Origin of the sequence: Mesorhizobium sp. M0938, assembly GCF_040319125.1 — a bacterium.
Lineage (GTDB): Bacteria > Pseudomonadota > Alphaproteobacteria > Rhizobiales > Rhizobiaceae > Mesorhizobium > Mesorhizobium robiniae.
Genome location: NZ_JAMYNS010000003.1, coordinates 64,599 through 78,133, shown reverse-complemented (window position 1 = coordinate 78,133; position 13,535 = coordinate 64,599). Strand labels below are relative to the sequence as shown.

The window sequence follows — 13,535 nt, the reverse complement described above, 5'->3', positions numbered from 1 at the left end:
GGCGATGGACGATGAATGCTCCCCTGATCGAGACGACCTGCGGCTTCGCCGATAGCCAGGCCGTGGCTGCGAAGCTCGCCGCGCTTTCGCACCCGGCGCGGATCGAGATCCTTAGGCATCTTTCGGCCAGCCGCTCCTGCTGCTGCCGGGAGGTCGTCGACCATCTCGACCTGGCACAGTCCACCGTCTCCCAGCATCTGAAGATATTGGTCGACGCCGGGCTCGTCCGCTACGAGCCGGACCGGCAACGCTCGCGCTATCAGGTCGACGGCGATGCGCTCGCCGATGTTTCCGCGTCGCTGGCCGCGCTCGTCAATTCCTGCTGCTCTGGCCGCTAGACCATGATCCCGAAAAGTGGAAGCCGGTTTTCGGAAAAGATCATGGTCAAACAATAAGAATACGAAGGCAATAAAATGGCCGAAAAAACCGTCTCTGCCGATTCCGGCTCGACCTTCAGAACATTACGCAACCTCTGGCCCTACATGTGGCCGGCCGACCGTGCCGACCTCCGGGCGCGGGTGGTGTGGGCGACCGTGCTTCTGGTCGTCGCCAAGCTGACCCTGGTTGCCGGTCCCTATTTCTTCAAATGGGCGACCGATGCGCTGGCCGGCGATGCCAAGTCGGTGCCGCCGCTGCCGGCCTTCCTGCTGGCGCCGGTCATGCTGGTCGTCGCCTATAATGTCGTGCGGCTGGTGCAGCTCGGTTTCAACCAGCTGCGCGACGCGCTGTTTGCCCGCGTCGGACAATATGCGGTGCGCCAACTCGCCTTCCGAACTTTCGTCCACATGCATCAGCTGTCGCTGCGCTTCCATCTCGAGCGGCGCACCGGCGGTCTGTCGCGCATCATCGAACGCGGCACCAAGGGCATCGAGACGATCGTCCGCTTCACCGTCCTCAACACCTTGCCGACCATCCTCGAATTCGCGCTGACAGCCGGCATCTTCGCCGTCACCTATGGCTGGAAATACGTGGCTGTGGTGGCGGTGACGGTCTGGCTCTACATCTGGTTCACGATCAGGGCGAGCGACTGGCGCATCGTCATTCGCCGCGACATGAACGACAGCGACACCGATGCCAGCACCAAGGCGATCGACTCGCTGCTCAATTTCGAGACGGTCAAATATTTCAACAACGAAAGCATGGAAGCCGAGCGTTTCGACCGGTCGATGGCGCGCTACGAGACCGCCGCCACCAGGATCTGGACCTCGCTCGGCTGGCTGAACTTCGGCCAGGGCATCATCTTCGGTCTCGGCACGGTCGTCGTCATGTGCCTTTCGGCGCTGGAGGTCCAGGCTGGCACGCAGACGGTTGGCGACTTCGTCTTCATCAACGCCATGCTGGTGCAGCTTTCGGTGCCGCTCAACTTCATCGGCTTCATCTATCGCGAAATCCGCCAGGGGCTGACCGACATCGAGCAGATGTTCGATCTGCTCGATGTGCGGCAGGAGATCGTCGACAAACCGGGTGCCAAGCCGTTGGTCGTTGACGCCGGCAAGGTCGAGTTCCGCGACGTGCACTTTTCCTACGATCCCAACCGCAAGATACTGAAAGGCATCAGCTTCGAGGTGCCCGCCGGCAAGACGGTTGCCATTGTCGGGCCGTCGGGCGCCGGCAAGTCGACCATTTCGCGGCTTCTGTTTCGCTTCTATGACATCCAGGGCGGCAAGATATTGATCGACGGCCAGGATATTCGCGACGTGACGCAGGAGAGCCTGCGCGCGGCGATCGGCATGGTGCCGCAGGACACTGTGCTGTTCAACGACACCATCGCCTACAACATCCGCTACGGCCGCGTCGATGCCAGCGAGGAGGATGTCCGTAAGGCAGCCGAACTCGCCCAGATCGGGCCGTTCATAGAGCGGCTGCCCGATGGCTACCGTTCGATGGTCGGCGAGCGTGGGCTGAAACTGTCCGGCGGCGAGAAGCAGCGCGTAGCGATCGCCCGCACAATCCTGAAGGCGCCGCCGATCCTGATGCTCGACGAGGCGACCTCGGCGCTCGACAGCCATACCGAACAGGAGATCCAGGCGGCGCTCGATCTCGTCAGCCAGGGCCGCACCACCATCGTCATCGCCCACCGGCTGTCGACGGTGATTTCGGCCGACGAGATCATCGTGCTGCAGGACGGCCAGATCGCCGAGCGCGGCACACATGCCGCCTTGATGCGCAAGGCCGGCCTCTACGCCTCGATGTGGGACCGCCAGCGCGAGGCAACCGAGGCCGAGGAACGGCTGCGTATAGCGCGCGAAAGCGACGAGCTCGGCGTCGTCGTCCGCCGCCGCCCCTCTGAGGTAAATTGAGGTGTCGAGAATGAGTTGATTTTTCCGCTTGACCTCAACCTAAGTTGAGATCGTAGACCGCCAATCGAAGGTGCACGGTGCGCCTGTTCGCGGTCGGAGAGCGGAAATGGATCAGCTAAGTCAACAACATGGCAATGATAGCGTGTTCAGGGTCGACAAGTTCGTCGTCCCTAGCGAAGCCCGCGAAGAAATCATCGCCAAGGTCAGGATGACGCACGAATTGCTGCGCCAGCAGAAAGGCTTCGTACGGGATTTTCTGCTCGAGCAATTCTCCGGGCCGGGCGAGTTCAACCTCGTGACCATTGTCGAATGGGAAAGCCAGGCAGCTGTCGACAATGTGGTGCCGATCGTCAAGGCCGCGCATGAGTATATTGCCTTCAACCCGCAAGAGACGATCGCCCGGCTCGGCGTCAGGGCCGACATCGCCAACTATCATCGGATTCCTGGCGTCTAACCTCACGGCCATTCGGCACCCGTTCGTTCTGCGGCTTCGCATTGCGATCCTTCGCGCCCCCTCTATCCTGTCAGCAGGACATAGGGGGCGCTGTCCCATCGACGTCAGATGCCCCGCGGCCCGCAGTGCGGCGGCCGGCCCGATTGCCGCGTTGCGGCCAAAGGGGCTTTCCGCTATTGAGGCCGAACCTGAAACAAGGGCTGCCCCCATCCCCATGGACCTCGTCGACACGATCAAGAAAACGTTGGTTCCGATCCATCGCGAAGGCTATCCGTTTATCGCCGCCTTCGCAGCGGTGACGCTTTTCCTCGGCTATTTCTCTTCGATCCTGTTCTGGATCTGCCTCATCCTGACGGCATGGTGCGTCTATTTCTTCCGCGATCCCGAGCGCGTCACGCCTGTCGACGACCGGCTGGTGGTGAGCCCGGCCGATGGCATCATCACTGCAGTCGGTCCCGCCGTGCCGCCGCGCGAACTTGGCCTCGGCGGTGCCGAAATGACCCGCATCTCGGTGTTCATGGACGTCTTCTCCTGTCATGTGAACCGCTCCCCTGTGCGCGGCCGCATCACAAGGATCGAGCATCGGCCGGGCCAATTCCTCAACGCCGCGCTCGACAAGGCGAGTGCCGACAACGAGCGCAACGGCTTGGTCATAGATAGCCCCAACGGCACGGTGGCCGCGGTGCAGATCGCCGGGCTGGTGGCGCGGCGCATCGTCTGCTGGGCCGAGACCGGCGGCACGATCGGCATCGGCGAGCGCTTCGGGCTGATCCGCTTCGGCTCGCGCGTCGACGTGTTCCTGCCCTCGACCGCGACGCCGCGTGTCGCCGTCGGCCAGACCGCGGTTGGCGGTGAAACCATACTGGCCGAATTCGGCGGCATTGCCGCAACGCCGCTCGTGCGGGTGTCCTGAGCCGTGGGCGCGCCGTTCAAGAAATTCGAGGCGCATGGCAGCGGCGGCCCGCGCATCCATGAAATCCCGATGCGCATGGTGCTGCCCAACCTCGTCACCGTGCTCGCCATCTGCGCTGGCCTCTCCGGCATCCGCTTCGGCTTCGAGGGCCGTTTCGAGCCGGCAGTGGTGATGGTGCTGCTCGCCGCCTTCCTCGATGGCATCGATGGCCGCCTGGCGCGGATGTTGAAGGCGACGTCCAAATTCGGCGCCCAGATGGATTCGCTGGCCGACATCGTCAATTTCGGCGTAGCCCCCGCGCTGGTGCTGTATGCCTTTCTGCTGGACCAGGCCGGCTCGCCTGGCTGGATCGCCGCGCTCCTGTTCACTATCGCCTGCGGGCTGAGACTTGCTCGCTTCAACGTGCTCGACGAAGAAACAGATCGCCCGAAGTGGCAGACCGACTATTTCGTCGGCGTGCCGGCGCCGGCGGGCGCCGTATTGGTGATGCTGCCGCTTTATCTGTCCTTCCTGCGGCTTGGCCTGGAGCCATCCCGCCCTGCCGCCTTCATCGCCACTGGTTTCACCATTCTGGTTGCCTTCCTGCTGGTCAGCCGCCTGCCAGTCTATTCCGGCAAGAGCCTGAAGGTCCCGGGCGACAAGGTGCTGCCGATCATCCTCGGCGTCGTCCTCTACGTCCTGCTTTTGATGACCTATCCCTGGTACACGCTGACGGCGTCGGTTGCCGGATATCTGCTCTTCCTGCCGTTCAGTGTCCGCGCCTATTCCAGGCGCGCCAAACGCGAAGGCGAGAAGGTGCCGCCTTCAGACATCGGCTAACGGACACCTGGCCGGGAACCTGCAGGCATCTTGACCGTTCTGACTCAGTGGCGAGGCGAGTGATCTCACGAACGCCTCGCGACCGATCTCTGCTGTGCCAGGCGCAATACCAGGAGGAGAGCGAGAAAGAATGGCCGTCGTCCTCATCGGTGCGTTGCTCTTCGTCGCTGGCGTTGTGTACATGGCCGGCGCAGCACTAAGGCGTGGGCGGCTCAGCGATCCGGCGCCTGTTCGCGCGGCGCCGGATCGCTCGAAGCTGGCAACGCCAGGCCCGACACTCGAACCGCAGCGGCGCGGGCTCGCTTTCCTCGGCCTGTCGCAGAATTGGCCGGGCCTGCTGATGATGGCGGCCGGCGTCATCCTGCTGTTGTCGGTGATGGTTCTCTAAGGCGTCAAGCTGCCGCGCTGAGCCCCAGCCGGTCGATCGCCAGTTTGCGGGTCGAAACATAATCGGTCTTGCCTGAACCCAGCACCGGGATTTCCTCGACCTTGACGATGTCATTCGGCACCATCAGATCGGCGGCACCTGCTTGTCTGCCGAATTTGCGCAATTCATCGGGGTCGGCCTCGACAGCGGTGGTGACCAGCACGATGCGTTCGCCGCGGCGCTTGTCCGGCACTGCCACCACCGCGTGGTGCTCTTCCGGCCATAGCGACTGCACCAGCATCTCGACTGCGCCCAGCGAGACCATCTCGCCGGCGATCTTGGCGAAGCGTTTGGCCCGGCCGCGAATGGTGATGAAACCTTCACGGTCGACGGAAACGATGTCGCCGGTGTCGTGCCAGCCGTCGAGCGGTTGCAGTTCGCCGGGCCGATCCGATGTCATGTAGCCCATCATCAGGTTTGGCCCGTCGAGCCACAACCGTCCTGCGCCGCTAATGCCCTCGATCGGTTCGAGTTTCATGCGCATGGCCGGCAACAGCCGCCCGACGGTGCCGTCGCGACCGTGGATGGCCGTGTTGACGGCAACGACGGGCGCCGCCTCGGTCAGTCCGAAACCCTCGATGATCTCGGCTTGGAAGCGCTCACGGTAAACGCGGCGGGTCTCCGGCTTCACGGCCTCGGCGCCGGCGACGATGAAGCGCAGGCTGGAAAAATCGCCGTCCTTGGCGGTGCGCGCATAATTGGCGAGGAACGTGTCGGTGCCGAACATGACGGTCGGCCTCGCCTTGCGTGCGACTTCGGGGATCAGTTTGTAGTGGAGCGGCGAAGGATAAAGGAACAGCTTCACTCCGGTGACCAGCGGCAGGATGGTGCCGCCCGTCAACCCGAACGAGTGGAACACCGGCAGCACGTTGAGCAGGATGTCGGCCGGCGAGATGGTGATGCGGGCCTCGGCCTGCATGGCGTTGGCGAGAAGGTTCCTATGCGACAGCACCACTGCCTTGGGCGTGCCCTCCGAGCCTGAGGTGAACAGGATCACCGCCGGTTTGGCTGCATTCTGCGGCTGCAATGGCCAGCGCCACAGCAAGGTGGCGGCGAGCTTGTCCAGCGCGGTCACGCTGGTCCGCACATCCTCCAGCCACAGCAGCTTGGCGCCGCCTTCTTCCACCGCAGCGACGATGTCGGCGAGGCTGGCCTTGTCGATAAAGGCCCGCGACGAGATCACGGTGCGGATTTCCGCCGTGCGCACGGCGGCGGTGACGCTGGCCGGACCTGCGGTGTAGTTGATCATCGCCGTCACCCGGCTCGCAGACAACAGGCCAACGAGCGACAGCACAACGCCGTTGGCATTGGGCAGCAGCAATCCAACCGCTTCACCCGGCGCCGTCACAGCCTCGAAGCGGCGGCCTAGCACCCGCGCGCCTATGAACAGCTTTCTGTAATTCAGCGCGCCGCTGATTACGTCTTCGATAATAGGGTGCGAGGCACCGACACGGTCGGCGGCATCGCGTATGGCGAGAAACAGGCCGCGGTTAAGATCGCTGCCGAAAATCCGGGCTTCGGCGAAACGGTCGAACAGCGCATTGGTGTTCGAGGACTGGTCAGGATTTCGCGCCACCAGCTCGGCGATGGTCATCGGCTCCAGCACGCTGATCGACAGGCGCGGAAACCAGCGCCGCGGCGCCTTGTCGGCCGGCGTCAGTGACAGTGGCAGAGCGCGCGCGCCAGCGACGAAGATCGGCACGATGCGGGCATCGGCCTGCATGGCGATACGGGTGACGGCGCGAAACAGGCGAAATGTCTTGATATCGGGTTCGACTGCATCCGGCAGATATACGGCAAGCCGGCCCTTGCCCTTCAGCACCCGCACCAGCCGGCGGCTGACGAAGACATGCTCGGCGTTGAAAGCGATGGTGCGGCCAAGCTCGCGCCACGGTTCGAACCAGGGCGACCGCGCCGAGACCTCGTCGAGGATGTGCAGCGTGTCTTCCGGCAGCAGAGACAGCATCAGCGCCGGTTCAAGGCGCGACTGGTGCGAAATGACGTATATGACCGGGGCGGCTGCGTTGCGGGCAATCTTGATGCGGTCGTCGGCAAGCCGGTAGGCGAGCTTGAATGGCACGTAAAGCAGCGCCTGCATCAAGCGCAGGCCGAGACGGAATTTTTCCACCACGCCGATCAGCAGCCAGGCCGCAATGAGGCCCGCAAGCAGCGTCAGTGTCAGGATCATGCCGCATCTCTCCCAACGATCACGTCGCGGCTCTTCCGACCGCTTCGGTGAGAACCTAGACGAAGTGGGGTCAAGGTCAATGCGGCTTCATTTCTGCCTTCTCCATCGGGAGAAGCGAAGGCAGCGGCTCACGCCGTCTTCAATCTCCCGCTGATGAAACGGAATTCCTGCGTCTTGCCGCCATAGCCATAGGCGGCGGCCGGCACTTCATGCACGAAGGCGTAGCTTTCTTCGTGCACCTTGCCCAGCAGGCTGCCAAAGACTGCGAAGATCGCCTTGAGATAGGCTTCCAGCTCAACCTTGGTGTTGGTACCGTCGACCACCTTGATGTCGAGCCAGAAGGTCTTGGTGCCATGCTCGGCCAGCGACTTGCCACCGGCGAACCAGTGCTCGGGGTCATGATAGGAAATGGCTACCGCTGTGATCGTTGCATCCTTGCGCAGATGCGTAGCGGTCAGTTCGGTCACCTGCTCGGCGATAGCGGCGGACAAAGCGGCATCCGGGTTGCCGGTGACGCTGACATTGATGATCGGCACAATTTTCTCCTCGGGTTACGCGGCATCTCTTCGCCGTCGGAAATCTTTGCCATCGCTCTTCCATTATGAAAATCGAATTGTTTTTGACATACACTTTGATACTATCGAATCATGCAAACGCTCGACCCCGACCTCCTCAAAACCTTTCTCGCCTTCGTCGATGGCGGCTCGTTGGCGCAGGCGGCGTCAATTGTCGGCCGCTCGGCGTCGGCGGTGACGACGCAGATGCAACGGCTTGAGGATATTGTCGGCGAACCGCTTCTGGTGCCGCAGGGTCGAGGTCGCGGCTTGACGCCGGCCGGCGAGGATCTGGTCGGCCATGCCAGGCGTATCCTGGCAGTGCATCGAGAGGCGTGGCTGGCACTCAAGGGCGTGCGGGCCGACGGTCGCGTCGCCATAGGCACGACGCAAGATTTCGCCGACAGCGGCCTACCGGAGCTGCTCAGGGCCTTTGCCACGAGCCATCCGCGCGTCAGGATCGAACTGCGCGTCGGCCGCTCCGCCGAATTGGCGCAGGCGCTGCAAACCGGCTTCCTCGATCTGATGATCGCCATGCGACAGGCTCCGGCGCCGGACGAAGTCGGCGTGCTCCGCGAACCGATGATGTGGCTCTGTTCGCAAAGAGGTTTGGCCGCACGCCAGGACGAGCTGCCGCTGGCACTGCTCGATCCATATTGCGGCTTTCGTGAAGCGGCGATCGCGGCACTCGACAAGGCCGGCCGTCGCTACCGCATCGCCGCCGGCAGTGCCAGCCTGGCCGGGCTGCGCACGGCGGTAAACGCCGGCATTGCTCTGACGCTGCGGACGGCGCGCTTTGCCCATTCCGGCATCGTCGAGGCACCGCGCGACCTTGGGCTGCCGCCGGTTCCCATCGCCGAGTTCGCGATCCGGCTGCGCCAGGATGCCGAGCCCCCAGCGCAGGATCTGGCTGCGCTTCTCAGCGATAACCTTGTCTTGGAGGGCCTACCAAGCTGAAGCGCGCAAAGAAAAAGCCGACCTTGCGGTCGGCTATAGGTTAGACGGGCCGAGGGGTTTGGGGGACTTGGGGGTGACCCGTCGAACCACCAATGTCTGAACTCGATAATGGTTCCACGACTTTGTAAATTTATTTCGGAGGTCAGAGCGCCGCCTCGCGCTGCCTTGCCGCATGCCAGTCGCGCCCGGCATGAGCGAATACCGCGCAGAGCACGATGGCGCCGCCGATCATGCTGGCGGCCGGCGGGATCTCGGCCAGGAACAGGAAGGCGAACAGGATCGCGAACGGCACTTCAGCCGAACCCAGCAGGCCGGATTCGGCCGCTGGAATGAGCCGCGCGCCCTCCGTCCACAAGATCGAGGCCAGCGCGAAAGACGCACCGAAGGCGATGAGCAGCACTGCATCTCTGGTCGAGACGGCTAGCGGGTCGGTGACGAACCAGCCGAGCACGAACAGGAGGAATGCCGACACCGCACCGGCCCACACCACAGGCGTGTCGCGGAAAGCGCGCACCATGATCATGTAGAGCGCGGCGCCGACCGTCATCAGCAGCGCCAGCCCGTCGCCGAACAGATTACCGGTGCCGAAGCCGGACCATACCATGATCGCCACACCGCTGAGCGACACGGCGGCGGCGGCAAGCGTCTGCAGTCGGAAGCGCTCACGAACCAGCGCGAACGCCAGCAGCGCGGTGACGAAGGGTGCGGTAGCGTAGATGATCGCGACATTGGCGACGAAGGTGAATTTGAACGCCGAAATGAAGGCGATGCTGGCCAGCGCTCCTTCCACTGCCAGAAGCCAGCCGCGCCAGCCGAGGCGCAGGCTTTCACGCCTGCCGGAGCGGCGGCGGCGCCAAAGTACATAGAGGGTAATCAGGATCGAGCCGACGAAGCCGCGCCAGCAGGTGATGGTCAGCGGGTCTGCATGGATCGACTTGGTCAACACGCCGGTGAGGCCGAAGACAGCTGCCGACGCCGAAACCAGGACGATGCCAAGGGTACGCTCGGCGGCAGTGTCGATGGTGCCTGGCATGCTTAGAGATCCCGTCATGTCACCCAGACTACGCTGCCTTGTCCTGATACCGTATTGTCAGCAGGAGGATTCCCGCATCCTACAACCGCTTGCGGAAATGTTCGTTGCCGATGATCAGCAGGCCGGCCGCAAAGATGAGCGCTGCGCCGAGGAACACTTCGTGACGCGGCATGTCGCCCCATATCGCGAAGCCGAGCGCGAAAGCCCAGACCAGCGAAGTGTATTCGAACGGCGCCACAATGGAGACCGGCGCGCGTTTCATGCCTTCGAAGAGCAGGCATTGCGCGACGCCGCCGAGTGCGCCGACGCTGATCAGAAGCAGCACCTGACCCCAGTCGGGCATCTGCCATAAGAGCAGGGCCGGCAGCATCGAAAAGACCAGGAAGTAGAAGTTGTTGAGGATGAGCTGGATCATCGTACGCTCTGCCATCGCCGTCTTGCGCATGAGCACGATGGCGATGCCCCACAGCAAGGCGGCGGCCAGCACCAGCAGCACCGGCATCGACAGGCCGAGACGGGCCGGGTCGCAGGCGACGAAGACGCCGGCAAAGCCGATCAGAACTGCCAGCCAGCGCAACAGCGGCACTTTCTCGCCAAGCATGATCACCGAAAGCACGGTGACGATGATCGGCGCTGCGTAATAGATGGTGGTGAGCTCGGCCAGTTGCAGATGTCGGGCGGCGTTGTAGTAGCAGAGCCACGCCGCCAGGGTGAAGGCGCTGCGCACGAACATCGACTTGACGATGGGCGAGCGCGCGGTGTCCTCGAACAGGCGGCGCCCACCAACTGCCGCGCAGGCGATCAGGATGGTCACGCTGCGAAAGAACATGATCTGCCAGACGGACATGCCGACGACCAGGAGTTTGATCGACGCGTCCTGCATCGAAAACATCAGGTAGGCAGCCCCCGTGAACAGGATGCCGGCGAGCACCCTTTCACGGGTTTCCAGGATGGCGATGTCGGCCATTGGTTATGTCCGGCGGTTGTCGCGGTAAAACGAGAATGTGGAGCCTGCCGGGCAGCAGGCATCCTACACGCTATACGGGCGAAACCCTGCGCGGCGCTGCGCCAGCGGCAGGCTTGCATTGGGGCAGGGCGGGCGGAAGCCGATAGGGTCGGTCGAGTGGGCTTGGCCGAGTGGGCTTGGCAATGACAAGAGCTGCCGCAAACATCCCTGTTGACTCGGCCCTTGGGGCAGGCCCGATAGAAAGGCGGTCAACAGCAACAAGGTGATTCATGAGCTCTTCCGCCCAGTTCCTGAACGCTTCCGAGGCCGCCGGCCGGCTCGGGGTTTCGGCCAAAGCCCTGCGGCTCTATGAGCAGCATGGCCTGATCGCTCCGATCCGCACCGCTGCGGGATGGCGGGCCTACGGTCCCGTCGAGATGGGCCGAGCCGCCGAGATCGCGGCGCTGCGCGCGCTTGGTTTCAGCCTGGCTCAGGTAGCGCGGGTCTCGAAAGGCGATTCTCAGGGCATGGAGCCGGCCTTGGCCGCGCACCAGGCAGTACTCGAAGACCGGCTACGCAAGCTTGTCGGCATCATAGAGAAGATCGCCGGCCTACGGGATGGCCTCGCTCGAGGCGAGGCGCCCACAGCCGGGGAACTGGCGCGCCTGATGGTGCCAGACGCCACGCTCAGCGTCGCTTTCGACCTTCCCTGGCCTTGGGGCGGCGAGCGCTTCGAGCTGCGACATGTCCGGCCGCTGAACTACATCGTCGGTCCGCTGGGCAGCGGGAAGAGCCGGCTGGCGCAGCGCCTGGCCGAGACCCTGCCCGACGCCGCCTTCCTTGGCTTGGAGCGGCTGGCGAATGGCTGTGCGGCGGCTCTGGCTCGCGTCGATGCCGACCCAGCTCTCAGGTCGCGGGTTGATCGGACGCTGGGCTGGCTCATTGAGGACGGCGCCACCGTGTCGGACGCACTGATCGCTCTGCTCGCTGGATTGGAAGCCGAAGGTCCTGCTATCCTGGTCGTCGACATGATCGAGCGGGGACTGGACCAGGCCTCCCAAGAGGCTCTGATTGCCCATCTGCGCCGCCGTGGGCCCGGTGGTCGATCGCTTTTTCTGCTCACACGCTCCTGCGCGATACTGGACCTGGCGGCTGTCGGCAGCGACGAAGCGATCATCCTCTGCCCCGCCAATCACAGCCCGCCAACCCATGTCGCCCCATATCCCGGCACGCCCGGCTACGAGGCCGTCGCCACCTGCCTGGCCACCCCAGAGGTACGGGCTCGAACGGATGGCATCATCGCGTGGCGGCCCGAGGTCGCATGAGAGGCACAAGGACAAATGACGCAGCAATGCCCGGATCGCTTGTCACTCTGATCCAAATGTCGTGAAATGAAGGTTTGGGTTGTCTCGGTTCTATTCGAGTATCGTGACGAGCGATGAAGATGCTGTCGAAAAGAGTTGCACATGGACGCCACCGGATTGAAGGCCATGCAGGCCCCGCTCAAGGAGGCCTATCGCGACGACGCGTCGAGCGCGCTGGTCACGCTTAGGGCCAGAGGCTCGATCGACGACCAATCGATCGCCTGCAAGGTGGAGACGGGCCGGGCGCTGGCCGTTGCCGGTCTCCATCCAGCTACCGGCGGTTCGGGGCTCGAACTGTGTTCGGGCGACATGTTGCTGGAGGCGCTGGTCGCTTGCGCCGGCGTGACGTTGAAGGCGGTGGCAACGGCGCTGGAATTCAAGCTCGGCACTGCGACGGTGGAGGCCGAAGGTGATCTCGATTTTCGCGGCACTTTAGGTGTAGCAAGAGATGCGCCGGTCGGCTTCCGCGCCATCCGGCTGAATTTCAACCTCGACAGCGATGAACCGCAAGAACGCATCGATGCGCTGCTCAAACTGACTGAACGCTACTGCGTGGTATTCCAGACCATCAACGCCAGGCCGGAACTGACGGTGAGCGCGCGCCGCTGAAGCGCGCGGCCAGTTACTCGCTTTCGCCCTCGTCAGCGAAGGGCGAGGCGCTAGGCACACACTGCACCGACCAGCCGGCAGGGGTTGGTTGCTTCTGATATTCAGCGACTGCGGAAGTGCATTGTTCGCGGGTGTCGAACGTGCTGGGCAGCACCACCATACCGCCTTGCGGTCCGGCAATCACCAGATACCAGACCAATGCTACGCTCGAAGCCATAGGAAATTCCTCGTTTCTGTGGGATTCGGGCGATCCTATCAACTCCGGGCGATAGACGAAAGCGCGGTTGGGCGCCACGGCGCCGCCGCGTTAGTCTACGTTTGTTTTGAACAGCTCAGTTCGCGGCAAAGCAGTAGAACAGGCCGTCGCCACCAGTGCTCTTCAACGCTTCCTGACTGCAGCCGCCGCGTGAAGCGTGCGAGGAATTCCACGATTTGGCGGCGGCCGAATCGTCGAGACCGGCGCGATCGTGATGGCCCGTCATCGCTGCGCCTTCCGCTCCGCTCAGCGTCCAGTCGCCGCAGGTCTGGTCGGCAATTTTCGTGCCGTCGGACTTGGAGCCGGTCAGCACGTCGTGCCGGTTGGGCTTGTCGCCGCGGCCGTTGATCACTACGCCCTTTTCGTCGAGTGCCGTCTGCTTGGTGATGGCGTTGGCATCGCTATGCAACGAAGCGACATCATCGGCGATCTTGACGCCCTTGGCGTTGAACCACGGTCCGTTGCCGATGCGATCGCGCGCATCGGTGTCGCTGGTCGAGAGATAGGCGCGCCATGTCTTGCCGGTAACGCCGGCAGCTTCGGCGAGCGACCCGCAATGCGCATCGGCGCCCGCTAAGCCGCCGAGATCGGCGCCCTTGCCCGAGCCGACGCTGGTGACGAAGAAGCTCATTGTCGTGTCCTGTGAGGATGCGACGCCAACGGCTGCAAGCGATGCGGCGGCGGTGACGAGAAGCAGTCTGCGCATGGTGTTCCT

General features: G+C 63.5%; 15 protein-coding genes. 9 read left to right on the top strand and 6 right to left on the bottom strand.

Annotation, left to right across the window (positions count from 1 at the left end; translation table 11 throughout):
• Positions 1 to 11: 11 nt before the first annotated feature.
• The 6 genes from NKH73_RS05625 (at position 12) to NKH73_RS05600 (ending at position 4,874) form a co-directional block, all read left to right on the top strand.
• The gene (locus tag NKH73_RS05625; protein WP_352928926.1) at positions 12 to 338 is read left to right on the top strand and encodes an ArsR/SmtB family transcription factor; all 327 of its coding nucleotides are present in this window, start codon (positions 12 to 14) and stop codon (positions 336 to 338) included.
• A 75-nt stretch (positions 339 to 413) separates the two neighbouring features.
• The gene (locus NKH73_RS05620) at positions 414 to 2,300 is read left to right on the top strand and encodes an ABCB family ABC transporter ATP-binding protein/permease (protein ID WP_352928924.1); all 1,887 of its coding nucleotides are present in this window, start codon (positions 414 to 416) and stop codon (positions 2,298 to 2,300) included.
• Between the two features lie 106 nt (positions 2,301 to 2,406).
• Entirely contained in the window at positions 2,407 to 2,754 is a 348-nt protein-coding gene (locus tag NKH73_RS05615) for an antibiotic biosynthesis monooxygenase (RefSeq protein WP_352928922.1), read from the top strand.
• Positions 2,636 to 3,667 carry a phosphatidylserine decarboxylase gene (locus NKH73_RS05610; protein WP_352928920.1) on the top strand — a complete coding sequence of 344 codons (1,032 nt, stop codon included), beginning with the start codon at positions 2,636 to 2,638 and terminating at the stop codon, positions 3,665 to 3,667. Before NKH73_RS05615 ends, NKH73_RS05610 begins: the two co-directional genes overlap by 119 nt.
• 3 nt (positions 3,668 to 3,670) lie before the next feature.
• On the top strand, positions 3,671 to 4,486 hold the full coding sequence (gene pssA, locus NKH73_RS05605; RefSeq protein WP_352928919.1) for a CDP-diacylglycerol--serine O-phosphatidyltransferase: 816 nt from the start codon (positions 3,671 to 3,673) through the stop codon (positions 4,484 to 4,486).
• A gap of 130 nt (positions 4,487 to 4,616) precedes the next feature.
• Complete coding sequence (locus NKH73_RS05600) at positions 4,617 to 4,874, top strand: hypothetical protein (protein ID WP_352928918.1); 258 nt, start codon at positions 4,617 to 4,619, stop codon at positions 4,872 to 4,874.
• Positions 4,875 to 4,878: 4 nt separating this feature from the next.
• On the opposite strand, the gene NKH73_RS05595 is transcribed toward NKH73_RS05600, so the two are convergent.
• Together NKH73_RS05595 and NKH73_RS05590 are read right to left on the bottom strand one after the other, a co-directional pair.
• Positions 4,879 to 7,101: an AMP-binding protein gene (locus tag NKH73_RS05595; protein ID WP_352928916.1), complete on the bottom strand. Its 2,223-nt coding sequence runs from the start codon at positions 7,099 to 7,101 to the stop codon at positions 4,879 to 4,881.
• A gap of 128 nt (positions 7,102 to 7,229) precedes the next feature.
• Positions 7,230 to 7,637, bottom strand: a complete 408-nt coding sequence (locus NKH73_RS05590; RefSeq protein ID WP_352928915.1) for a tautomerase family protein — start codon at positions 7,635 to 7,637, stop codon at positions 7,230 to 7,232.
• 111 nt (positions 7,638 to 7,748) lie between these two features.
• Between NKH73_RS05590 and NKH73_RS05585 the strand changes: the two genes are divergently transcribed.
• Positions 7,749 to 8,612, top strand: a complete 864-nt coding sequence (locus NKH73_RS05585; protein WP_352928913.1) for a LysR substrate-binding domain-containing protein — start codon at positions 7,749 to 7,751, stop codon at positions 8,610 to 8,612.
• A 142-nt stretch (positions 8,613 to 8,754) separates the two neighbouring features.
• Here NKH73_RS05585 and NKH73_RS05580 read toward each other — a convergent pair whose 3' ends face one another.
• Together NKH73_RS05580 and NKH73_RS05575 are read right to left on the bottom strand one after the other, a co-directional pair.
• Complete coding sequence (locus tag NKH73_RS05580; RefSeq protein ID WP_352928912.1) at positions 8,755 to 9,645, bottom strand: DMT family transporter; 891 nt, start codon at positions 9,643 to 9,645, stop codon at positions 8,755 to 8,757.
• A gap of 79 nt (positions 9,646 to 9,724) precedes the next feature.
• Positions 9,725 to 10,612, bottom strand: coding sequence for a DMT family transporter (locus NKH73_RS05575; RefSeq protein WP_352928910.1), 888 nt, complete (start codon positions 10,610 to 10,612; stop codon positions 9,725 to 9,727).
• Between the two features lie 269 nt (positions 10,613 to 10,881).
• Here NKH73_RS05575 and NKH73_RS05570 point away from each other — a divergent pair, with 269 nt between their 5' ends.
• Both NKH73_RS05570 and NKH73_RS05565 read left to right on the top strand, forming a co-directional pair.
• A complete protein-coding gene (locus NKH73_RS05570; RefSeq protein WP_352928908.1) occupies positions 10,882 to 11,916 on the top strand; it encodes a MerR family transcriptional regulator in 1,035 nt (344 codons plus the stop codon).
• A gap of 141 nt (positions 11,917 to 12,057) precedes the next feature.
• Positions 12,058 to 12,564 (top strand): OsmC family protein, encoded by a 507-nt coding sequence (locus NKH73_RS05565; RefSeq protein ID WP_352928906.1) that lies wholly within the window; start codon positions 12,058 to 12,060, stop codon positions 12,562 to 12,564.
• A 13-nt stretch (positions 12,565 to 12,577) separates the two neighbouring features.
• Here NKH73_RS05565 and NKH73_RS05560 read toward each other — a convergent pair whose 3' ends face one another.
• A complete protein-coding gene (locus tag NKH73_RS05560) occupies positions 12,578 to 12,781 on the bottom strand; it encodes a hypothetical protein (RefSeq protein ID WP_352928904.1) in 204 nt (67 codons plus the stop codon).
• Positions 12,782 to 12,896: 115 nt separating this feature from the next.
• Positions 12,897 to 13,526, bottom strand: a complete 630-nt coding sequence (locus NKH73_RS05555; RefSeq protein ID WP_352928902.1) for a hypothetical protein — start codon at positions 13,524 to 13,526, stop codon at positions 12,897 to 12,899.
• Positions 13,527 to 13,535: the final 9 nt, after the last annotated feature.